Annotated in this window: 17 protein-coding genes; 5 read left to right on the top strand and 12 right to left on the bottom strand. The window is 68.1% G+C overall.

What is annotated here, in order from left to right; genetic code table 11:
- Window positions 1–371: 371 nt before the first annotated feature.
- The 3 genes from LT988_RS24560 (at window position 372) to LT988_RS24570 (ending at window position 9,293) form a co-directional block, all read left to right on the top strand.
- Window positions 372–3,053 carry a S8 family serine peptidase gene (locus tag LT988_RS24560; protein WP_232408131.1) on the top strand — a complete coding sequence of 894 codons (2,682 nt, stop codon included), beginning with the start codon at window positions 372–374 and terminating at the stop codon, window positions 3,051–3,053.
- Between the two features lie 81 nt (window positions 3,054–3,134).
- Window positions 3,135–4,382: a S8 family serine peptidase gene (locus LT988_RS24565; protein ID WP_232408132.1), complete on the top strand. Its 1,248-nt coding sequence runs from the start codon at window positions 3,135–3,137 to the stop codon at window positions 4,380–4,382.
- A gap of 57 nt (window positions 4,383–4,439) precedes the next feature.
- Window positions 4,440–9,293, top strand: a complete 4,854-nt coding sequence (locus tag LT988_RS24570) for an HD domain-containing protein (protein ID WP_232408133.1) — start codon at window positions 4,440–4,442, stop codon at window positions 9,291–9,293.
- Between the two features lie 110 nt (window positions 9,294–9,403).
- On the opposite strand, the gene LT988_RS24575 is transcribed toward LT988_RS24570, so the two are convergent.
- On the bottom strand, window positions 9,404–9,997 hold the full coding sequence (locus tag LT988_RS24575; protein ID WP_232408134.1) for a DEAD/DEAH box helicase: 594 nt from the start codon (window positions 9,995–9,997) through the stop codon (window positions 9,404–9,406).
- 521 nt (window positions 9,998–10,518) lie between these two features.
- The gene (locus tag LT988_RS24580; protein ID WP_232408135.1) at window positions 10,519–10,794 is read right to left on the bottom strand and encodes a GNAT family N-acetyltransferase; all 276 of its coding nucleotides are present in this window, start codon (window positions 10,792–10,794) and stop codon (window positions 10,519–10,521) included.
- A 263-nt stretch (window positions 10,795–11,057) separates the two neighbouring features.
- On the opposite strand from LT988_RS24580, the gene LT988_RS24585 reads away from it, so the two are divergent.
- On the top strand, window positions 11,058–11,513 hold the full coding sequence (locus tag LT988_RS24585) for a helix-turn-helix domain-containing protein (protein ID WP_232408136.1): 456 nt from the start codon (window positions 11,058–11,060) through the stop codon (window positions 11,511–11,513).
- A gap of 453 nt (window positions 11,514–11,966) precedes the next feature.
- Window positions 11,967–12,407, top strand: coding sequence for a YqaA family protein (locus LT988_RS24590; RefSeq protein WP_232408137.1), 441 nt, complete (start codon window positions 11,967–11,969; stop codon window positions 12,405–12,407).
- Here LT988_RS24590 and LT988_RS24595 read toward each other — a convergent pair whose 3' ends face one another.
- From LT988_RS24595 to LT988_RS24640, 10 genes are all read right to left on the bottom strand, one after another.
- On the bottom strand, window positions 12,408–12,725 hold the full coding sequence (locus LT988_RS24595; protein ID WP_232408138.1) for a hypothetical protein: 318 nt from the start codon (window positions 12,723–12,725) through the stop codon (window positions 12,408–12,410).
- 75 nt (window positions 12,726–12,800) lie between these two features.
- Window positions 12,801–13,301: a lysozyme family protein gene (locus LT988_RS24600; protein ID WP_232408139.1), complete on the bottom strand. Its 501-nt coding sequence runs from the start codon at window positions 13,299–13,301 to the stop codon at window positions 12,801–12,803.
- 52 nt (window positions 13,302–13,353) lie between these two features.
- Window positions 13,354–16,554, bottom strand: coding sequence for a conjugal transfer protein TraG N-terminal domain-containing protein (locus LT988_RS24605; protein WP_232408140.1), 3,201 nt, complete (start codon window positions 16,552–16,554; stop codon window positions 13,354–13,356).
- A gap of 15 nt (window positions 16,555–16,569) precedes the next feature.
- Window positions 16,570–18,012, bottom strand: a complete 1,443-nt coding sequence (locus tag LT988_RS24610) for a conjugal transfer protein TraH (protein ID WP_232406814.1) — start codon at window positions 18,010–18,012, stop codon at window positions 16,570–16,572.
- Entirely contained in the window at window positions 18,009–19,004 is a 996-nt protein-coding gene (gene traF / locus LT988_RS24615; protein ID WP_232408141.1) for a conjugal transfer protein TraF, read from the bottom strand. The genes LT988_RS24610 and traF overlap by 4 nt, the downstream gene beginning before the upstream one ends.
- Entirely contained in the window at window positions 18,988–19,596 is a 609-nt protein-coding gene (locus tag LT988_RS24620; protein ID WP_232408142.1) for a FlhC family transcriptional regulator, read from the bottom strand. Before LT988_RS24620 ends, traF begins: the two co-directional genes overlap by 17 nt.
- Window positions 19,593–19,907 carry a hypothetical protein gene (locus tag LT988_RS24625; protein ID WP_232408143.1) on the bottom strand — a complete coding sequence of 105 codons (315 nt, stop codon included), beginning with the start codon at window positions 19,905–19,907 and terminating at the stop codon, window positions 19,593–19,595. Before LT988_RS24625 ends, LT988_RS24620 begins: the two co-directional genes overlap by 4 nt.
- Entirely contained in the window at window positions 19,892–21,022 is a 1,131-nt protein-coding gene (locus LT988_RS24630; RefSeq protein ID WP_232408144.1) for a lytic transglycosylase domain-containing protein, read from the bottom strand. Before LT988_RS24630 ends, LT988_RS24625 begins: the two co-directional genes overlap by 16 nt.
- Complete coding sequence (locus LT988_RS24635; RefSeq protein ID WP_232408145.1) at window positions 21,015–21,284, bottom strand: hypothetical protein; 270 nt, start codon at window positions 21,282–21,284, stop codon at window positions 21,015–21,017. The genes LT988_RS24630 and LT988_RS24635 overlap by 8 nt, the downstream gene beginning before the upstream one ends.
- Entirely contained in the window at window positions 21,274–22,281 is a 1,008-nt protein-coding gene (locus tag LT988_RS24640; protein WP_232408146.1) for a ParM/StbA family protein, read from the bottom strand. The genes LT988_RS24635 and LT988_RS24640 overlap by 11 nt, the downstream gene beginning before the upstream one ends.
- Window positions 22,282–22,290: the final 9 nt, after the last annotated feature.

Below are 22,290 nucleotides of genomic sequence, written 5' to 3' on the forward strand. Positions count from 1 at the left end.
GTTATCCTTTCTTCGAGGCTTGATGGGGGCTCGAGACGATCATGGCTGTCCGGTCCCATCGGATGTGGGGCCGGGAGGCGGCCGGAAACCGGACAGGAGGCCACGGCCTGGTGTGGTTCTCGCGTTCGATTCCCGATTCGCCCTGACGCGAGGAGGCGGGAATCGCGTTGGCTCGGGGCGGGGTTTTTCGTAGGCTCTGTTCGCGTTAAGTGGTGATCGCCCCATCTGACGCGACATTCTCGCACTTCGGCCGAAGCGGGTGAGCCCTTGTCGCGCCTGGTCTCGCGACTCGCGCAGTCAAATCATCTCCAGCTAACGCGAACAGAGCCTTTTCGTATGTGTAGCAGGCAGACTTTCTTCGGGAGTGGAACATGTTCGATCGAGATGCATTGAAGTCGGAGGCATTCTCCTGGAAGAGCGCGCTTTCGCTGGTGCTTGCTAGCCAGCTCGCCTACGTCCGCAGTCCGGAGGAGGTCGTCGGCATCGCCACCGCAAGCTGGGGATTTGACGGGTGCATCCCCTTCGCGGTGGGAGATACCGAGGGGTTCGTCGCCTGGGACGCAGCGTCCGTAGTGGTCAGCTACCGGGGCACTACGAGCGTCGGCGACTGGCTCATGGACTTCGATGTCGCCCAGACGGAGCGGCCCTATGGTGCGGTGCACGGGGGCTTCTCGGACGGCTTCGAGGCGGTGCGCGATTCCCTGGAGGCCGCGCTTGCCCAAGCGGCCGCCGACGGCAAGCAGCTTTGGCTCACCGGACACAGCCTGGGCGGGGCGTTGGCGACCGTCACGGCTGCAGAGCTCGCCGATCGCTTCCCTCGGCTGGGCATCTACACCTACGGCCAGCCGAAGGCCTTAGGGGCGCGGGCGGCGCGGTTCGTCCGCGAGCGCTTTGAGGATCGCTGCCAGCGTTTCGTCAACGACGACGATGTGGTACCGACGGTGCCACCGGGCTATCGGCATGTGGGCCGGCTGTTCTGGTTCGACGCCCAGGGCGGGCTCAAGGCAGCCGGCACGGACACCGAGGCAGCGGATGCGACGAGCGCGCCCCGTGAGCTCAGCGATGCGGAGTTCACGGCATTGCAGGCGGAACTTCGTTCGGTTCGTGATGCCATCGACGCCGAGCCAATTGCGGCGGAGTCGGTGGCCGGCGCCGAGGGCGTCGAGGCCGAACGGCAAATGCTCTTCGATGCGAGCGTCGAAGGCCTGCTGCCCAGCTTCCGCGATCATGCACTCAAGCGCTACATCGCCAAGATCCGAGCCCAGCTGGAGCGGCCGGCACAGGTGGATGAGGCCATTGCCGAGGTCATTGCGGGGGCGCTGCCGGAATCCCTCGGACTAGAGAGCGTCGTGCCTCTGGAGCAGCCTGGCGGCCGGCGCGTCGCCGGACCGGTGCCGGTGCTGTTGCGGGTGCGCGACCCCGCCTGGGAGCCCCCGCAGGGCGTTGTGGTGCAGTCGCGACTCGGCAACATCGTCTCGGCCACCGCTTCGGCAATGGAACTGGAGACCCTGCGTCAGGACCGGGGGGTCTTGTCCATCGACTCGAGTCGTGACGGCGGCACCCCCGAGCTCGCCGACTCCAAGACCTTCGTGCGCGCGGCCGATGTCCATCGACCGCCTTTGGCGGAGCAAGGCGACGCGGCCATCGTCGGCATCATCGACGCCGGCATCGACGTGCTGCACGAAGCCTTCCAGGACGATGCCGGCAAGACCCGCATCCTCCACGTCTGGGATCAGCGCATCCCGTCCGGGCCGTCGCCAAGCGACCTGGACGGCGCCCCCTTCAGCCAGTCCTACGGCCGGCTCTACAGCCAGTCGGAGATCCAGGACATGATCGAGCAGGACGCGGCCCCCGCCAACCTGCGCGACTTCTCCGGCCACGGCACCCACGTCGCCAGCATCGCCGCCGGGCGGCCGGTGGGCGGCTTCGCCGGCGGCCTTGCCCCTGCGGCCAAGCTCGTCGTCGTGATTCCGCACATGCGCTCGGAGCCGGGGGCGCCGCCGAGCATCGGCTACTCCAGCAGCCATGTCGATGCCCTGGCCTTTGTCCAGGCCGTCGCCGCCGAGGCGGGGCTGCCGGTTGCGGTGAACGTGAGCCTGGGCATGAACGCCGGCGCTCATGATGGCAGTTCCACGCTGGAGGCGGCCTTCGACGAGTTCTCCGGTAAGGGGCGCCTGCCCGGCGTCGCGCTCGTCAAGTCGGCGGGCAACGAGCGCGGCCACAAGGGACACGCACGGGTCGACGTGCCCCTGAACGGCCTCGCCGAGATCGCATGGGAAGCGAGTGCGGACGCACGCAACGAGGACTACATCGAGGTCTGGTTCAACGCCTTCGACGGCATGGACTTCACCCTGATCACCCCGTCCGGACGGGCGCTGCCGACGGTCTCCGAGACCAACCCAAGGCTCAATACCACCAGCAACGGCAACCTCTGCCGCATGACGCTGACCCGCAACCACCGGGACAACGGCGACAACCTGCTGGTCATCAGCATCGAGCCGGACGGTCGGCCGATCCAGCCCGGACGCTGGCGCCTGCAACTCCTCGGCAAGTCCATCCTCGGTCAGGGGGGCGGCGTGACGCACGCCTGGGTGGAGCGCGAGGGCAGCCGTGCGGTTGCCTTCGAGTCCGGCGACAACGACGAGATGACCCTGAGCATCCCCGGCACCGCGGATTACGTCATCACGGTGGGCGCCTGCGGCTCCGCGTTGCCGGTGATGCTGACCGATTCCTCGTCCTGGGGACCGACCCGTGACCAGCGACCGAAGCCGGACCTTGTGGCCCCCGGCGCCGACATCGTGGCGGCGCGGGCCGGGATGGACGACCATCAAGCGACGGTGGGCAACACCGGGACCAGCATGGCCGCCCCCCATGTGACGGGTTCCATCGCGCTGGTCTTCTCGAAGCGGCACAAGGACCCCGCCAAGCCTCAGGTCAACGCGGTGCAGATTCGACACGAGCTCATTGCGACGGCACAGAACTTCAACGGCGTCTTCAACAAAAGCGTCGGCTTCGGCGTTCTGGACACCTTGGCGTTCTTCAACCGATTCTGACCTGCCGCCGCGGCCGATTGCGGGCGGCCGAACCGGTCCGATGGATAGCCCGCCCCCCGAACAGATACTGGAGTTCAGCGCATGAAATACCTGGTGCTGCGCAGGCGCCCCCAAAGGCCGCCGGATCCGTTCATCGAGCTCGTGTCCGCTGGTGCCGGGGCGTCTGCCGAGGAGTCGCTCGTCGAGGCGACGGAGGAGGAGCTGGACGAGGGTGCCGCCGCAGAGCTGCAGGATGACGAAAACAAACACGCCTATCTGTCGCTCCCCTTCACGCTGATTGCGCCGCTCAAGCACTCCGGCGCCGATGAGGCGAGCTTTGACGCAACCCTGACCGGCGCCCAAGGCAGGCTGGTCACCTGGGGGGTCAAGGCGGTTGGCGCCGACACCAGCCCCCAAGACGGCGCCGGCGTCACCGTTGCGATCTTGGACACCGGCATCGACCAAGCTCATCCGGCTTTCTCCGGACTGGCCTTCCCCTCCGAGAATCTGAGGGATTTCGCCGACAACATCCAAGGCGTCTCCGGCGCGGCGCCGGACGAAGACGGCCATGGTACCCACGTGGCCGCGACCATCCTCGGTCGCGACGTCGGCGGCACCCGTATCGGGGTGGCCCCCGGCATCACCGAGGTCCTGATCGGTCGCATCACCAGGCGCCACGGCATGTCTTCCGTGACTATCTTCAACGCGATCCAGTGGGCGCTGGGCCGCGGCGCGGACATCATCTGCCTGTCCCTCGGCTTGGACTTCCCCCAACTCATCAGATACCTGACCGAACACGAGCGCTTCCCGCCGGAGATCGCCGCGGAGCAAGCCCTGTCGGGCTACATCTCCAACCTGCCCCTGTTCGAGAGTCTGGCCGGCGGCAGCGCCAAATGGCTGCCGAATCCCAAGCCCAAGGGCGCACTCATCGTCGCCGCGGCCGGAAACAGCAGCCGGCGCGCCGATGACCCCAGGTTCACCGTCAAGGCCCTGCTGCCTGCGAGCGCGCCAGGATTCATCTCGATTGGGGCTGTCCAGCCCGGACCCGGCCCCGGTGCGCCGTTCGCCGTTGCGTCCTTCTCCAACACCGCCTGTGATTACTCGGCGCCGGGCCATAGCGTGCTCTCGGCGGCGGCCGGCGGGGGCTTGGTCGCCCTCAGCGGCACCAGCATGGCGGCGCCCCACGTGGCCGGCGTCATCGCCTTGTGGATACAACGCCTGTTTCCGGATGGTCGGCGCCCCGACGGCTGGGAGAAGGACGTGGAGAAGCAGCTCACGTGGCATGCCCTGCGCTCCCCCGAGCAGGCGCGGCTCGATTTCGGCGACGGCGTGGTGCAAGCCCCGCAATAGGCCCTGGGCTTGTTGCGCCCCGGGGGCATGTACAGGACCGTCGGCAGCAGAGTAACTATGGTTGATCAACCGATCTCGGATCGTTTTCTGATGGGCAGCTGTGCGATTGTTCCGGCGGACCAGGCCAACATCGCGCCATTGGTCCATGGCATGGGCATATTGGTCTCGGACACGGAGGTCATCACTTGCGCCCATGTGCTTGAAGACGCCCTGGGCAAAGACTGGCAGCGGCGTGGTGTCGTCGGGCGGGTGGGGCTCTGCTTCCTGCTCCCGGAGGGCGTGGCGTTGCGCATGGGCGAGGTCGACCAAGCCCGGTTGAATCCCGTCCACGGCGGTGTCGACCCCGCCATTGCCGATACCGCGGTGGTCACCATCGCAAAGGGCGAGCCCCTCCGGGCGCGCCGCGCTCGTCTCTCGGAGACCGAGAGCGCCGCAAGCACGCAGCTTCGGGCCTTTGGATTCCCCTACGTGGAGCAAGCGGACCAGGGGTACAGCCATCCGATCGGTCAATGGGCCTGGGGCAGGCCGGCCCCCAAGGTGTTCGGCGGACGGTCTCAGTTCGATGGCAAGACCGGAGAAGGCGCCTTCATCACCAATGGCTTCAGCGGTGCCGGGGTCTATGATCCGGACCAGGACGCCATCGTCGGCATGGTTGTGAGCAAGGATTTGACCCCGGAGACCAAGGTCGCGCAGCTGATCGATGTCCGCTCCCTGCGCCGCGCCTGGACTGGCACCGACTCCGTGCCCGAGGCATTTCTGCGCGGCGCCTGGGTCGCGGGGGCCTGCAACAGTGGGCTCTGGCCCATGGTGCACACCCCGGACGCCTTGCTTGCGGATCGGCTGCGGACCCTGATCCAGCGGGCCGAGGATCTCTATCTTGAGGCGCGCCGTAGCCTGCCACGGCAGCGCTGGAGCGACTGGGAAGCGTCCTTGCGCGCGCTGCGGTGTCTGTGGCTGCTGCTCGACCCGAAGGCTGCCGAGCCGCCGCTCAAGGCCGCCGAGGCGGCCGTCGCGATATTCGTGCCGTTTCTCTACGAGGCCGTGCTCGCCGCCGCCGAACTCGGTTTGGCACACGAAGGCGACGTGTTTAAGCCGGCCGACTACGGACGCGACAGCAAGCAGCGCATGGCCCTGGCGCTGCGTAACCGCCTTGATGCCGAGCGCGCGCGCGGCCGCCGCCGTGATCAGCTGAACGCCAGCGGCGAAAAAGCATCCGCGGATGACCTCACCGCCTGGCAGATGCTGCGCTTCCTCCACGCAAGCGGCGAGCTCTGGCATCACGAGCGCGAGACTGCCGCTTTGCTGCGCGGCTGGGTCGCCGACGATCTGGACGCCCTGTTCGCCGACGCCCCGCCCGATCATCCCGGCGAAGGGGAGACGGTGGTCAACACCTTCGATGTTGCCCGACTGCTGGGGCTCACGCGCGTCAGCCTGTCCGGCTACGAGCAGATCCTTGCGGCATCGATGCGCGGGAACAGGGACCAATCGCCGCGGCTCACAGCGGATCGGTACGTCGGTGATGGGCAGGTGATCAACGAGACCAAGCTCGCGCACCTGCTGCACCTGGCCTTCGGCATGGCACTGGACCCGCGGCGGATGCCACCGGTGCTGCTGGAGCACATCGGTCTGGACCCCGCGGTCAATGCCCGCGCCTTGACGCTGAGTCTGCGCGGGGTGGACCGCAACTGGACTCCCAAGGACGCCGCCCTCGATCTGCGGCTGAAGTGCCCCAGCGCGGCCCTAGACGCGGCGCTGGAGATCCAGATCGATGAGCTGAATCAAGACCTGGACCGGCTGCTGCGCGACGAGGAACCGGCGCGGGACCGGCCGCCGGGCATGCCCGAGCATCTCGGCAATCGGGTGGAGGCCAAGCTGCTGGACAATGACCCCGTCTACGAGCGCCCGCACCTGAGGTTTCAGCTGGACCCGACCCGGGTTCGCGAACTGCTGATGGGCGAGAACCTCTACCAAGATCCGATGCTCGCCCTGCGCGAGCTCTACCAGAACGCCCTGGACGCCTGCCGCTACCGTCGCGCCCGAGATCGCTATCTGCGCGCGAAAGACGAGGAGCTCGTGGAGCAGGGTGGGAAACGGCCGGAGCGCGAACCCGAGCCCTATCGGGGCAGGATCCTGCTGTGGATGGACACCGATGCCGACGGGCAAACCGTCATCGAATGTCGCGACGACGGCATCGGCATGACCGAGCAACACCTGCGCAATCTGTTCGCGCGGGTCGGCAGCCGCTTCACCGACACCGACGAGCTGCAGCTGGAGCGGGCGGCTTGGCAAGCGAAGGACATCGCCTTCCATGCCAACAGCCGCTTCGGCATCGGCGTCCTGAGCTATTTCATGCTCGCCGACAAGCTGGTGGTGTGCAGCCGCCGCTGGGCAACGGACGGCCTCGGTTGCGAGGACGCCATCGAGGCCACGCTGGTGGGGAGCGGCAGCCTGTTCGGCGTCAAGTCCCCGCGCCGCCGCGGTGTGGAGAGGCCGGGGACATCGGTCAGGCTCTACCTCAGCCGCCCAGGGCTCAAGCCGCGGGACCTGGCGGAAGCGGTCCTCGAATGGCTCTGGCTGCCCGAGATCGACACGGTGATCAAAGGTGCCACCACACTGGAACTGCGCGCCGGCGAGCCGACACCCTCGATGCGCAGGCGCTGCGGCGAGTTGGCGCCGATCCCTGAGCCGGACCGGGAGTCCAAGCCGGCACGATTCTGGTGGTCGTCCGCGCTTATTGCCGACGCGGCCTCGAACGCCCGCCGCGGACCAGGACTCGGCGACGGGCAGGGCTGCACCTTGGCCGATGGCATATTTGTCCGGAACGCCGATGAGCGCGGGTTTACGGTGGGCCTGGTGGCCAACCTGACCGAGGAGCTGAACCCGGAACTGAGCGTGGATCGGCGGCAGGTGACCGCTTGGCCGGCTGGTCAAGCACGACTGGCGGAGCTGCTCGGCGGTGCAGGCGACGGCCCGGACCGGCTGCGGGTGGCGGCAAGCCTGCTCGCCGTTGCCGGGGTCGGGCTGGAACAGATGGGTGGGATGCTGGAACAACATCCGGGGCTGATTCTTGCCCTCGACCGCGGCCTGCGCGAGGGCACCTGCCCGGCGCCCGCCGAACTGCGCTGGGGACCGGAGGACCTGCAATGGGGGCCGGAGTCGCAGCCCCCGGCCCGAGTGGCCGCCCACGCGGGCCTCTTCGAGGCGGACCAGGAGCTGGTGTTCAGTGTGCAGAACCGGATTCGCTTTGAAGGGGCGAAGGATAGGGTCCGCACCACGCTAAAACGGCTGCGGCTCGGGGCCTTGCAACGCGCGGGGCTGGCGCTGCCGGCGGTCTTGTCGCGCTTGGTCGCCGCGGAGGTCGAGGCCGGCGTAGTGAGCCCCCGCGCCGGCGCCTGGAGCTTCTTTGATCGATTTGTGCTCGCCCGGCGGGACAGCTCCGCGGATCGGCTCTACCCCGGCCGAGTTCGACCCGACACTGCCCCGCGCGCGCGGATGGCCGCATTCGCCGCCTGGACGGAACAGCGCGGGGCGTCGGTGGCCGAGATCCTCCGCCCACTCGTCGAGGTCGGGCTCGTGCCGGGGCTGGCGTCGGCGGACCTCGATCTGCTCGCGGGCCTCCCACCGATGGGCAGAGCCCAGCTTGAGCTCATGTCCGAGCGTCTCGACGGCCGTTGGCCTTGGGTGGACGCCGTCGGCCCGGTCCAGCTCGGCCGCGCCGCGCGCCACTGGTCGCTGCCGCTGCGCGAGGTTGCCGAGTGCGCCAGGCCGCTGGGGACGCTCGGACTGGTCCTGGCGGACCTGGACCGGTTCGCGGCGGCGCCCGAACTGGACGAGCAACGGCTCATCCTGCTGGCGCGGGACCTGGAAGGAAACCGCTGGGAGTCGGAGTTCTCGGACCCGACCGCCGCCACCCTGTCCGTGGCCGATCTGGTGCGGGCCGCACAGCGCTGGTCGAAGCCGGTCACCGAAGTCGCAGCGATGGCGGCGGACCTGGCCTGCTTGGGCGTTACGGTGCCGACCTTGGCTACGGCCGTGTCCGATCAGGTTCCGACGGAGCGCCAAGCGGCGTTGTTGACCTACAACATGCGCATCCCCGGTGCCCCCCTCGACAGCATCACCCTGGCCCAGGTGGCGGGCGCAGCCTACACTTGGTCCCTATCCGTCGGTGAGGTCATCGACCAGCTGGCGGGACCGCTCCAGGCGCTGGGCGTTCCGGCACCGGGTCTCGAGGCGCTGCCCCGGGACCTGCGCATCAGTGAAGCGCAGGCGCGACTCTTCTCGCGGGGTCGGGATGCCGAACCACCCTGGCTGGAGCGCGTCGGCCCCGCCGAGCTGGCGGTCGCCGTCGCGGAGTTCTCGAAGTCCCCGCAACAATGCGTCGAATGGCTCCGCCCCCTGGTGGTCTTCGGGCTCGCATCCGACCCGCATCTCGACCAAGTGCCCGCAGAGCTGCCGGTCCCTATCGATGAGCGCCATCTGCGGCTGATCCGCGATGGCTGGGGCGACGAGACTGGCGGGGCGAACACCGTCGGCATCGCGCAGATCATCGCCAGTGCCGACGCGTTTCGGGGTCTGCCGCTGGCGCAGATCATCGCCAAGGCCCGCGAGCTCAGGCCCTTGGGATTCGAGGTCGCCGAGCCCCCCGCGAGCGCAGCGGCATGGCTTGCGGACCCCGACGTGGATCGAGCCGCACGGGTCCTGCTCCCCGAGATCGACCCGCAAGAGCAATACCTCTCGCCGTTGAACCTCGCCTACTGTTGCCTCGCAGACCGCAAGGAGCCGGCCGAATTCCACCCCGCGCTGCTGTTGCTCCGGGCACTGGGCGTCGATGTGGCCGATTGCCTCGACTATGTTGCGGATGGTAAGCCCCCGCGAACCGCGCCGACGGTCGACGGACACACCGGGGGCTGAGAGACCGTATCCATGCCGAAAGCGATGAGCGACTTGACCAGCGCGATGGTTTGTTTCTCGGTGTTGCGGCGGTGGTGTGACGGCCACGCATGCGGCCCGCGGAGCGGACCCTATGGCCCCTGCACAAGGGCCAGCATATCGGCGTAGCTGAGGTGGCTGGTGTCGTCGGTGCCCTCCAGCAGGGCGTCGGCGAGGTCGCGCTTTTTGGCGTGGAGCTTGAGGATGCGCTCCTCGATGGTGTCCTTGGCCACCAGCCGGTAGATGGTCACCGGGCGCTCCTGGCCCACGCGATGGGCGCGGTCGGAGGCCTGGTCCTCGACGGCTGGGTTCCACCAGGGGTCCATGTGGATGAAGTAGTCGGCGGCGGTGAGGTTGAGGCCGGCGCCGCCGGCGCGCAGGCTGATCAGGAACAGCTCGCCGTCGCCGGCCTGGAAGGCGTTCACCGCGGCGCGGCGGCTGGGCTCCGGGGTGCTGCCGTCCAGGTGTTGGTAGCGGATGCCCCGGGCGTCCAGGTGCTCGCGGATGAGCTTGAGGTGATCCACGAACTGGCTGAAGACGAGCGCCTTGTGGCGGTTCTCGATGAACTCGTCGACGATCTCGACGAAGGCGTTGAGCTTGCTGCTCGGCAGCGTGCTGTCCGGCAGCGCCAGACGCGGATGGCAGCAGGCGCGGCGCAGGCGCATGATCTCGGCCAAGAGCTGCATGACAGCCTATTCTGCCCCGGTTCGCCCCGCTCCGGGCCGGCGCTCCGCCACAAGCTGCGGCCGCGGGCCGCGCTTGGGCTGCGCACCGACCCTACGCGAATGGCTTCACGGCGTGTCGGATGCGCTTTGCATATCGCCTCCGCGGGAACTGCCGCCGGCGCGCCGGCGCGCCTCGGACCAGTGTATAGAGACCTGACAATCTCAATGAGCAAACCGTGAAGGACCGATGTGGTTCGGGAACGGCCTGTTGCCCAAGCGGGAGTTTCTGCAGCCCGAGAGGGTGAAAGCGTCCGCGGGAGAACGCCGCGCACGTCCGCTTTGTGGAACCTCTTCCGGATCGTCGCTTCGGCAGTCAGTGACGGCATTGCGTCCGGAGCAGCCGCCTGGGACGAGGCGCCGAGCAGTAGATCCGAGTCGGCTCCTCGCCCGATCACGTGAACACTCCGGGTGCCCCACCAAGCAGCAGCCGCGCGCCTGCTTGCGCTTGAGCCGCTACAAGCCTTCAGGCCGATCCCTCGGCGCTAAACCTGCGGCAAGACCGAAACCGGGCCGAGTCCGTACCAGTCCCGTGTGCCGTCCGAAAGGGTGACGGGCGAGAAGGCGATGTGGCCGACGACACGGCCATCGACCACCGCGACGAGCGAGAGGGTCATGGCCTCGGCAGCGCGGAGCGCGTCGATGATAAAGTGTTCAGTCTGGTTGCTGATCTGAAGGTCCCGAAACGCCGCGACCGTCACATCGTCGATTGCGGCGATATCGTCGTTCGTCTCGTTCCTGATCGTAATGTCCGACGTCATGATCGCGTTCTCCGCTGCTCCGAAAACCACCGAGCTTTCTCGGACGCACGCGCCCCCGCCTCGGCTCACGCGCTCGAGGGCGTCGCCGCCGAAGCGGTCGGCGGGTACAAGGTCCATGGTTCGTAGTATCCGGTCACGGGCATTCCGTTGTCGATCCGGGAGGAAATCCTTTGGGCTCGTCGGCAACAACGACATCCGGGAGGTTATCGGGGGCGTCAACTGACCGGCGACCGGCAGTCGCCTGCCGATTGGAGCGGGAACGGGTGACGGGATCGCGGGAGCGGTTGGTAGAGAGGATCGGCAACTCGACGTACCTTTGCGTCGATCTCCCGTGCAACCGAAACGCCGGTCAAAGGGCAGCACTCGCAACCCTCTGGATCATCACAGCATTTCTCATTCTCGACAACCTGGCCTCTTTGCCTGGAATGGATAGCACAATGTCAGCTCGCCCTCCCCTAGCTAGCCCTGCCGCAGCCGTTAAGCACAAGGTTCTCGACGAGCGGATTCGTGCGCGCCACAGAGGGCTTGGCATCGATGCCACAGTCATAGCCGAGGCGGCCGGTACGTCGCGGATCACGCTGGATCGGATCGAAAAAGGCGAACCTGCACCCACGATAGGTGCCTACCTGAATGCCGTCGTCGCGTTGGGTCTGGATTTCGACATCCTCACGCCGGTTAACCCAGGCGACGCCGTCGGTGACGACGCGAAACCAGGCTAATTTCCGGTTTGTGTTCGACTCTGGGACTATCAGCAACTCTAGCGCCTGGCTTGGCACATTCATGAAACGGACGTGTTGACGCCGGCAGAGGCAGTGGGAATCAACGAGCGCAACCGGCGCCAACTGGACTTTGATGCCCCGGAGCCGCGCGAGCGGGAACTGATCGACGGGCTACGCCGCGCGCTCGGGGACACGGACAAACTTGTTTGAACGGCCACACCCCCCGGTTTCGGGATCATTGTCGCCTCCGCCGGGAAAGTCCATGTCAGCCCATGTGCGGAGTTTCAGGCTGAGAAGCCGTTATTCGGCAGCCTGATCAGCACGCGTCGGCCTCCTGACCAGAGGAGCCGATCCACGATTGCCGGAGTCGTCATGCCTCAACCCGATGATCACTGATCGCAATGCCCTCGCCGAGCGACCCGAGTATCCCGCAAAAGCGTCCTTATTGAGCTGATGGCGGGACTCCCTGGTTACCTCGGTCTTTTTCTCGCCGCGCTCGGTTCCGCGACCCTGCTGCCGTTGCAGTCCGAGGCCGTGCTGGTCGGGCTCCTGCTCGCGGATGCCCATGCGGTCTGGGCGCTGCTGACGGTGGTGACCATCGGCAATGTCCTCGGTGCGGTGATCAACTGGGTCCTCGGACGCGGCCTGGAACGGTACCGTCGTCGACGCTGGTTTCCGGTCAGCGCGCATCGGCTGGCGCAGGCCCGGGGGTTCTATCGACGCACCGGCCATTGGTCGTTGCTTCTGAGCTGGGTCCCCGTCGTCGGCGACCCCCTTACCCTGATCGCCGGTGTCCTGCGCGAGCCCCTCTGGCGCTTCCTCGGCCTGGTCACGCTCGCCAAGGGCGGGCGTTATCTCGTCTTGAGTGCGCTCGTGCTGGGATGGCTGTCCTGATCAAGACTGATCGGGGTAATCCACCGAGGTGTCTTCACCGAACAAATAACCCGACGAATCCACGCCGCCGGCCGAATCCATCATCATTCCGGTAGAAGGATTGATCCAGAAGTCGTTGCTTCGCTTGATCGTCTGTCTCTCCATTTTTTCACGCGGAAAGGTTAACGCCAGGACGACCATCCCGACCAACAACGACGTCATACCTAAATGCCTGTCGAGGAGAAACAAGAGAGCAAAAACAACGGGTGTGCAGATGATCCACCACACCCTCGCTGGTATGGATCCGAATGCTCGCGCCCAACGCTCACTGCTGTTCATGACCAACCTCCAATACTCTGCCGCGTCCTGTTTCGGCGGATAGGCCTCACCGTTCGACCAGGACGAGACGACATTTCAGGATCCCGATCGCCCGCGAATCTCACCGAGCTTCGCGATCACGACACCGTAATCGATGTGGGCTTTGTTGACACCGTCTTTTTGATAGAAGCTCTCGTTCGAGGCATCCTTCGGTAGCCCGGCCCAGATGCGGGACAAGTTGTGGGCGAAGTCGTGATCGCTGATCCCGCCACGCAACCAACGGCTCATGCCGGCATCGTTTGCGAGTCGCAAGGCCATCCGATCCTGGAGCTGACGGCTGAACAGCTCCTCCCCCGTCAACCCCATCCGGTTGATCAACCCATCGAACGTGCTCGGAATGATCTGATAGCGACCGATCGCCGAACCTCCGTTTCCGCTCTCCAAGAGTCGACTCTGAAGCGCCCGTACCTCGGACACCGTCATCCGGGTCAGGTCGATCTCGCTCTGGTCGGCCTTGCCGAACCACGCGTTGTAGTTGCCGCGTGATTCGGGTTGGGCCAGAAGATCCAGCACCTCGCCGCGAGGTCCCGGCGTCACGCTGGGTTCCGTGATTGGGGTTCCGCTTGGCCGGGAAGCGCCACTTAATCCATCAGTCTTTTTTTTTTGAGCCCAGCCCTTGCGTATTGTAGTTGCCGATCAGGCGGAGATGGCTATCGTCCTGCGATACCGCCGAGCGTTCGACGAGGTCGGCCACATGTTGACCCCTCGCACCGCCTCCGGCCTCGTCGATGACCGCTTGACGAGCCGCCTGCTGCGCAGCGCTCGGCGCGAAGGCAAACACGGAAGTCGTGGCTTCCCGGAACAGGGTCTGCTGGGAATCCGTCAGACCATGCTCGGCAACCTGTTGCAGGCGGGCATCGATCATGGCGCCCCGTGCCTGCGTCCAGCCGACCTCGCCACCTGCAGCCTCCCGTCCGGCAGCGACCGCCGCGGAGACATCGCCTCCGCTCGCCAAGGTGGAGCCGAAGGCCTTCACGGCCGCGACGGTCTGTCCAATGGCAGCACTTGCCCCTGCGCGCGCCAAGGCCCCCGAGTCCGCAAGCTTCACGAACGTGCCCCCGACTTCGTTGTGGATGGCCTGCGCCGCGGGTCGCGGCAAGATCGCACGCCGGTCGATCTCCGCCCCGATGCGCTCGCGAACCTGCTCACGCACTTGATCCTGTCTGGCGGCAAGGCCCTCTGCTGCAGACTCACGGTTGGCGGCATGGAAGTTGTCGGCGGCACTTGGCCGATACCGGGTCTCGACCGAACGCCCGTGCGCCTCGATGTCGCCACGCAGGCCTGCGACGTTCTCGCGAGGATCCCGCACATCGCCGTTCTCCACGGCGCCTCGGGCGGCGCCGAAGCGCGGAGCGGACTCGCGCAGATCATCGTTGCCGTGCGGGTTCACCGAAGGCGCGTGTGTTCCAAAGGTGTCCGCCAGAATGCCGTAGCCGGCCTCCTTCGCACTTTGGGCCTCCGCGGGGGTGAATCGCCGCAAGGTCGTTCCGTCCGCGTGTCCGATCAGCAGCGCGACACCGGCCGCCGCGCTCGCCGCGTCGCGGTTCAGATTCCGGGCGTAAGCCCATGAGCCCGAGAGTTGCTGGTGATCCCCGGTCAGATTGCGCCGGTCGATTTCCCGGTGCAGCCGATCCATGAGCTCCGGGTTGTTCGCGATCGCATTGCCGATCTCGGCGGCGCCGTAGGTGCCCATAGCGCCGTAGCGGCGCGCCAGCGACTGCTCGCGCTCCAGCGAACGCGAGGAGGAGACCACATCGGCTGCGTCCTTCTCCAACCGCGCGCTTTCGTCGCTGGAGAGCCGCTCCGCGAAGACGTTGCGACTGCCGGATTGGGAGTCGGCGCGGACCGATTCGGCAAGACGCGCCTCGAAGCCGGAATCGCCCGAAACACGGCGCGCGATATCGGCAGCCATCGTGTCGGCGAGTTTGACGTCGGTGATGTACTGGCTTCGGAGTTGGCTTGAGAGATCACCCGCGAGGGTGCCCTCGTCGCCGCCCGAGCGGCCCTTCGCTGCGATGGCTCCGGAGACGATACCCGCCATTTGCTGCGTGCTCATCCCGCTCTGCTCATACTTGTCCGTAAGCCCCCGCGCTTCGCTCATGATCGCGCGATCCGTCGCACTCCCTGTCGCCCCGTAGTCCCAGTTCATGGACCGTGAGGCAAAGGACTCGCCGGACCTCGACGCCGACGCACTCGCGGTGCCGGCCAGCGAGGAGGAGAACCGGGAGCTGGCCTGCTGCACCGCCTGCTCGCCGGAGCGCACGCTGTCCTGCATGGAGCGCCCGACATCCGCCGACCAGAGCACGGAATTGGCGTTCGGCGTCGTCGTGCCGGTGAGCGGGGCGTGGGTCTTGAGCGACCCCATCGACAAGGCGGCCGCGGGATTCACCGCATCGGGGCTCGCGATCTTCTCGTTGATGTGGTCCCCGCCTTGCAGGCGTCCGGCCAGATGGGTCGCGGTGACCGCCGAGCCGTAGATCAGCATCAAGGAGATCGCCGGCGTGCTCGCCGCGAGCATCCCGCCGACCCCGAGATAATCCGAGAGGATGAAGTCGAGCTTCCAGAGCGCGAAGATCGAGGGCAGCTCCAGGTTGCCCATCCCTGCATTGCGCAGGGCGTCGAGTTTGCCTTGGGTCGTCAGGATGACGTAGAGGTTGATCACGGCGAGGATCGGCTGCCAGAGCTGGATCCAGAGGCCGAACAGCAGGTACTTGCCGATCATCCGGATGCCGATGGTGCCGAGCCCCACGGCGAAGACCATCAGCGGGGAGACGGCGAACAGGAACGCCTCGAAGAAGGTCATCATGGGGCGCACGATGCGCGCGAACAGGGTCTCCTCGGCGGCCCATTGGGTGTTGCGCTGCTGGGCCGCCTGGGTGATGGTCGCGGCCGTTTCCCAGCGCCCGAGCTCCTCCCACACCTGCGCCTCGCCCTTGGGCAGGACGCTCGCCGCCACCGACATCACCATGTAATTCTGCGCGTCCACCCCGGCACCGGCGACGGCATCCAGAGCGGTCTGCACGGCGTTGTCCACCTCCCCGGCCTGCACGGCGAGGGTGGCGGCGAGCGAGCCGCGCAGCGCCGGCAGAAACTCGGTCGTCGTGTAGGCGGACAGATCCGCCCAGGCGTCGTCGCATTCCTTCACGGTCGGGGCCCCGCCCAACCACAGCTCCGTGGTCGGCATCGGATTGGCCACGGCCAGGGCGCCGGTCCAGCTCGGATCGCGCAGCACGCTGTCCAGGGAGCGCTGTCCGGTGTCCACGTCGTAGAGCACGCACTCGGCGATGTAGTTGACGAAGGAGCGCTCGATGTCCGCGCCCGGTGTCGGGCTGTTGGCCGCGCCGAGCCGCGCGCGCGAGAGGGTCCCCGCGCGCACGCTCTGCAGGATCTGCAGGGGTGCGGCGAAGCCGTAGTCGGTCATCGCGGGGGTGGAGAACGCCTGCTCGAAGAGCCGGGTGACGCCGTACCCCACCTGCGACAACGCCGAGCCCACGGCGGCCACGCCCAGGGGGACGTTGTCGACCCGGTGCACCGCTCCGGAATAGAGGTCCTCCACGCTCACCCGCGCGCTCGGACCGAACATGCCCAGGTAGATGACCAGCGCGATCAGCATCTGCTGGTACTGGGGGGCGCGCGCCTGCACCAGGCCCTGGAAGGTCACCAGGATGACGCCGATCAGGAAGCCGACCCCGGCGAGCTGGCTCATGTGGCCGGTGCCCATGAGCATGGCGACCGCATTGAGAACCGCCGCGAGGTAGGCGGCGTCGCCGATGGAATAGATTTCGAACATGGAAGCCTCCGTGCCTCAGCGCTGGTTGGGGGTGGACTCGGCCCGGCCCTTCACTTGGGCGGACAGGTCTTGGTAATAGGCGAGCAGGGTCTGGGCGTTGCCGTAGCGCTCGGCGAGTACGGCGTATTCGCGATACACCTGCTCGCGCGCGCTCTTGATCTGCTCGGCGACCTTGGCGGTGTAGGCGCTTCCACCCATCGCGAGTGCGTTCTCCGCGGCACGCAGCAGGTCGGACATGATCAGCTGGGCCATTTCCAGCGCGATCACCGGCGCGGCCTGCTTGGCGAAGATCCGCGCCAGGCCCGCGTCGTGGCGGGCGAGGTTGCGCAGTTGCGCCCCGATGCCGTTGGGGGCGAGCTCCATGAAGGCCTGCTCGCGGGCGGTCGGCGCGCTCGCGCCCAGACGAAACTTCTGCACCAGACCGACGCTGCCGGCGACGTTCGGATCGCCCAGCAACAGATGATCGGTGTGCTGCACCAACCCCACGGTCTGCGTATCGGCGATCACGCTCGGCGCCATGCAGCCGTTCACCGCCGTGTCGTTGCAGCTGTAGCGGCGCACGACATGGTTCACCGTGCTCTGACCGGGCCCGGTGTCCTCGTGCGCGCTGCTGCCCCAGAGCAGATCGCGCACGCTCATGAGGTTGCCCGGCAGCGGGGTGACCCGGAAGTTGTCCCCGGCCCCGTCGGGTGCGGGCTCGGGCGGACCGAGGATCACCGAGCCGGTCACGCTCATGATGGCTTCGAGCAGGGCATCGTCGCCGCCGACGAACCAGCCGGCCGCGCCCCGGCGTTTGAGCGCCTGCCAGACCAGGTTGCCCTGCAGATCGGCCTCGGCGCGCTGCTCGTCGGTCAGGTTGTTCGCGACCTGGTTCACCGGGCTCTCCCCGGAGGTCAGGCTGCGGGTCTCGAAGACGTCGCCGAAGCCCTTCACCATCGCCACCAGCGAGGTGTTGTCCTTGTGCTGCACGTCGAAGGCGCTCGCCACGTCGTTGACCAGACCCTTGGCGAGCTGACAGGAGTTGGCGTAGCCCTGATTGAGCGCCTGGAGCTTGCGCTGCAGCGACTCCATGACCTCCACACAGGTCGGGCACATGGCGGTCAGGGCGACCTCGAAGGCGTAGCCGGTCGCGTTCGCCGCGATCGAGCGCATCAGTTGTTGGAACTGATCCGCGGAGATGAAGCTGAAGGAGCCGGCGAACATGTCGATGCCGCCGCAGCCGGCCTCGAAGGACGGCGGCACCACGTGCCAGAGCGACTCGCTCATGAGGCGGTTGCGGTTCACGACCGACCCGCCCGAGAAGGCGCCGCGGCGCTGTCCCATGTGCGCGGAGGGGTTGGTGAGATTGACCATGCTGTCGAACATGACGCTCGACTGGGTGGCGATGCCGGCCGCCTCGGCGGCGGGCGTCGCCGTCGCGGCGATCAGGACAAGGGTCGGTGCGAATCGAATCTTCATCGGGGGGCCTGGCTGGTGTCGGTTCGGGTGTCGGGAAGGACAGTGGCGCGCAGGGCGTCGAGCAAGGCGCGCGGATCCTCGGGGAGTGCGGTGAGTGTCGCGGCAGCGCTGCCCCGCTCGGCCGGACCCGCTCGGAGACGGCTCGCCTCCGCCTCGCTGACCCAGCCGGCCTGGACGGCGGCGAGGACGATGCGATCGCGCAGCTGGGCGAGCGAGAGCAGTCCCTGGGCGATCGGGGCCACCGCGCCCTGGTCCGGGCGGGCGAGGAACATCGCCGGGGTGGAGATCACGCCCAGCGCCTCGGCCTGACCGCGGTCGATCTGGAATGCGGGAAACGTCCCGTCCGCGAGGCCCGCCCCGTCGATCGAGACCGCCAGCACCGCAAAACCGTAGCGCTGCGCGAGGGCCTCCAGGAGCGGGGCCTGCGCATCGCAATAGGGACAGTCCGAGCGGAAGAAGAACCAGAGCGCGGTCTCCCCGGCGAGGCGTTCGAGCAGCGCGTCGCCGGCGGCGCTCGCCTGCTTGTCGGCCAGGTTCGCCCCGAAGTTGGCGGTGGGTCGGCGGGTGATCTCGTCGAGGACGGGATCGCCCTGCACCACGCGCTCGGACACCCGGGCGAAGCGCGAGGACTTGTCCATCGCGATGCGTTGCAGGTGCAGGTAGACCGCCACGTTCTCGGGGGACGGATAGTCAATGGCGCGGTCGCGGTAGGTGTCCAGGTGCTCCCGGAACCATTCCGCGGAAAGAGGCGCCGGTCCGGCGGACACCTCCGCGACGGGCTCGGACGGCGCCCGCTCGGACCGATCGAGCTCGACGGACACAGGCGGTGGCTCGGCGGTCGGCGGCGGCACGACCGGCACCGGCGGCTCTCGGTACCAGAACCAGCCTTCGGCATCACGCGCGTAGAAACCGCCCGCGGGTGCCGCCGGCGTCGGTCCTGCCGTCAGCGCGATCAGGAGGCCCGCGGCGAGGGCGTCAGCGCGAGGTCGCATCGGGGTGCCCTGCTCGCCGTGGAGAGGCGCGTCCGCCGGCCCGCGCATAGAGGGCGCACAGCGGACAGCCGATCAGGATCGCGTCGCGCAAGGCGATGTACGGGGCCTCGCAGGACGGACACCAGGCGATCGCGGCGAGCCCGGCGCGCAGATCCCGCGCGACGATCCAGGCTTGGTTGATGCCCAGAACACCCGCATGCGGGCCGTCGATCAGCGCCAGGTAGAGCTCGTAGGCGCGTACCAGCCCTTGCGGGTCGATCATGCGCCCGATGGCGCCGTCGCGACGCTGCTCGGCATAGACCACGCCGAAGAGCGAAGCCGCGGCATGCTCGGTGCGGGTGCGGATCATCGACCCGGCGCTGTCCGGCAGCGGACCGCGCGGCGGTGCTCGCCCGTGCAGCTGTCGATACCAGCCGGCAAGAACTGTGCTCTTCAGACCCGTGGCCCAATGCACGACCCCGACCCGCGCGCCGTGCCGCAGCAAGGCGAGTGCAAGGGTCTCGGCGTCGTGTCGGGCGAGGCGGGCATCCGGCAGGCGTGCGGACAACGGCCCGAGGATCATCGGCCCGGATGTCGAAGGGTCGGCGCTCAACCCGCACCCCCGGCGGCACGCAGCGCCAGATGCAGGTTGCGCAAGGTCGGCGGGACCTGCGCCCGGGCAAGCGGTGCGTCGAGGCTCGCGCGGAAGGTCACCACGGGTGCCTCGGCCAGATCGAGGACCGCCTCGAGCGTGGCGCCGGCGAGCCACTCGGCCAGCTCCGGGGTCACGCCGAACAGGGTTGCGGCCACCTGCGGCGAGACCCGGGCGGCATCCCGTGCGCCGATCCAATAGAGGCGATTGCAGCGCCGCACGGTGTCCTGCAGGTCGGGGATTGCCGGGGACGGCATCAGGGCTGTCGGCATTGCAGATACTCCGATCGGGATTCGAGAACGCGGGGGACATAGGTGCGGGTCTCGCGATAGGGCGGGATGCGATAGCCGTGCTTGATCACGGCGCCCTCCCCCGCGTTGTAACCGGCCGCGACCAACGCGGGGTCGCCGTCGAACATCCCCGCCAGATCGCGCAGGTAGCGCACGCCGGCGTCGATGTTCTGTTCCAGATCGCGCGGATTCGCGCCGTAGCGCGCGGCCGTCGCCGGCATCAGCTGCATCACGCCGGTCGCACCCTTCGGGGAGACCGCCGTCTGGCGGAACGCGCTTTCGCGCCGGGCGATGGCGAGCGCGAACGCCGGATCCACGCCGTGGCGGCGCGCGGCGGCTTCCACGAGCGCGGCCACGGGTTGTTTGTCCGGGTCGATGCAGCGGGCGTGATGGGGTGCAACGACGGTACGAATGCGCGGGCCCTGTGCCGTAGCGCCGGAAGACGCGGGCGACGGTACGGCGGGCCGTTCGGACGATTGTTCGGGGGATTCGACAGGAGATGCCGCAAACCCGCTGCCCGGTTCGCTCAGCGCCTCTGCAAGTGCAAAGATCCGTGCACCGAGGGTCTCGGCCGCGGTGTCCGATGCCGCGCGATACTGACCGATCCCCCGCGCCGGGTTGCTCGGATAGGCGCGCAGGCCGACGGCGATCAGCGCGGCCCCGCGCGCGAGGTTGCGCGCCGGATCGAGCAGCTCGGCCGGCGTGCCGCCGAACCACAGGTGGCGCACCGGCACGGCCAGGAGTCCGACCGCGAGGTCTGTCGCCGCGTCCGACGAGGCGTCGTCCAAGGCGCGTTGCGCGTCCTCGCGGGTCGCGTAGTGCACGCGACGCCCGTCCACGACGAGCGTCCAGGGCCACGGCGCGGCCTGCCCGTTCGCGATCCGCCCGCTCGCCGAGAGCGCGGCGGCATAGAGCAGACGCGGTTCGATCCCTCGACTCCGTGCCGGTTCGGCCCAGGCCAGCGGCAGCGATGCTTGGGCGGGGCTGTCGGGCGTGCCGACGGGTGCGCCGTCGATTGTTTCCGGCGCGGCATGGACCGGCACGGTCGTGGCCAGCACACCGCAGAGGACACCGGCAAACCAGGCGCACTTAATCATCGACGCGCCCCAGTCGGCCGACGAGCCGATCCCGGCGCCGTTGCGCCGACGCCTCGGGGGGCGTCGACGGCGCCGGTGCGACCTTGGCGAGTGCGCCGGCGCCGCCCTTGATCGCCAACAACCCGACGGCGGCGAGGTGACGCAGCCGTGCGGCCCGCGAGCGCTTGGGCAGCTGCACGAGATCCTCCAGCAGCTCGGGCTGGGACGGGCCGATGTTGACCACGGCGCGCAGCAGATCGCACGAGCGCGCCTCAGCCGGCATAACGATGAAACCCGCGCGCGTTCGCAGCGATCGGATCCGGGGCCACTACCACCGTTGCACCCGGAAACAACCCGGCCGCCGCCCGCAAGTAATAGCTTCCGCCGCCCCCGGCGATCAACACGAGATCCACGCTCGCGCTCTCGCGGCGCAGGGATCGGCGCAGGCTCTCCAGGGCGACCGCGCAGACCGGTCCGGCCGCACGCCCGAGGAGGGTCGGCACCGACAGGCGATGTCCGGCCTGCAGCACATGCCCACGCCCGGCACGCAGCGCCGCCTCCAGACCGAGCGGCTGGGGTTTGCCGCCCGCCTCGGCCGCAGCCTCCTGCGCGGCCCGCTCCAGCAGCACCGACATGGCCTCCAGGCTGGTGCCGCTGGCGCTGCGGCGCAGTTCCCCTTTGACGACGAGCGCCCAATCGAAGGAATAGAAGCCGGCGTCGAGCACGATGACGGTGCCGGTCTCGATGCGCTCGAGGATCTCCTCGTCCGTGGCGGTATAGACCAGATCGAGGTAGGCGCCGATCGGCTGCGGAACGACCCGCACCTCCCCGACCTCGAGGCTCGCCTCGCCCAGGCCGTGCCGCCCCGTCAGGAGGCGCTTCAGGCGCTCCCGACGGCGAGGGTCGCCGGCTTGGGTGACCGGCAACCCGGTCACGACCACGTCGATGGCGCGCTGCCCCGTCAGCTGCAGCGCGGCCAGGGCCAGGGCGTGGTAGCTCGGGGTGGCCGGATAGTCTTCGTGCAGCGGGCGCTGCCAGTCCTCGAAGCGCTCGGGCTCGATCGCCGCCGCCCAGGGCACGCCGTCCAGATCGACCGGGACCGGTCGATCGGCGGTCGCACCCGTCGCGCTCCCGGCCCCCTCCTCCGCGCCGATGCGCTCGCCCAGCCGCTCCCGCGGAGCGGCCCCGGCCGGGCGCAGGATCAGTCGCGGCAGCGCTCCGCGAGGTCCTGCCGCGATCTTCACATTCGAATAGCCGATATCCAGTCCGACGACGTACATGGCTCCGCC

The organism is Thiocapsa bogorovii, from assembly GCF_021228795.1.
Classification (GTDB): Bacteria; Pseudomonadota; Gammaproteobacteria; order Chromatiales; family Chromatiaceae; genus Thiocapsa; species Thiocapsa bogorovii.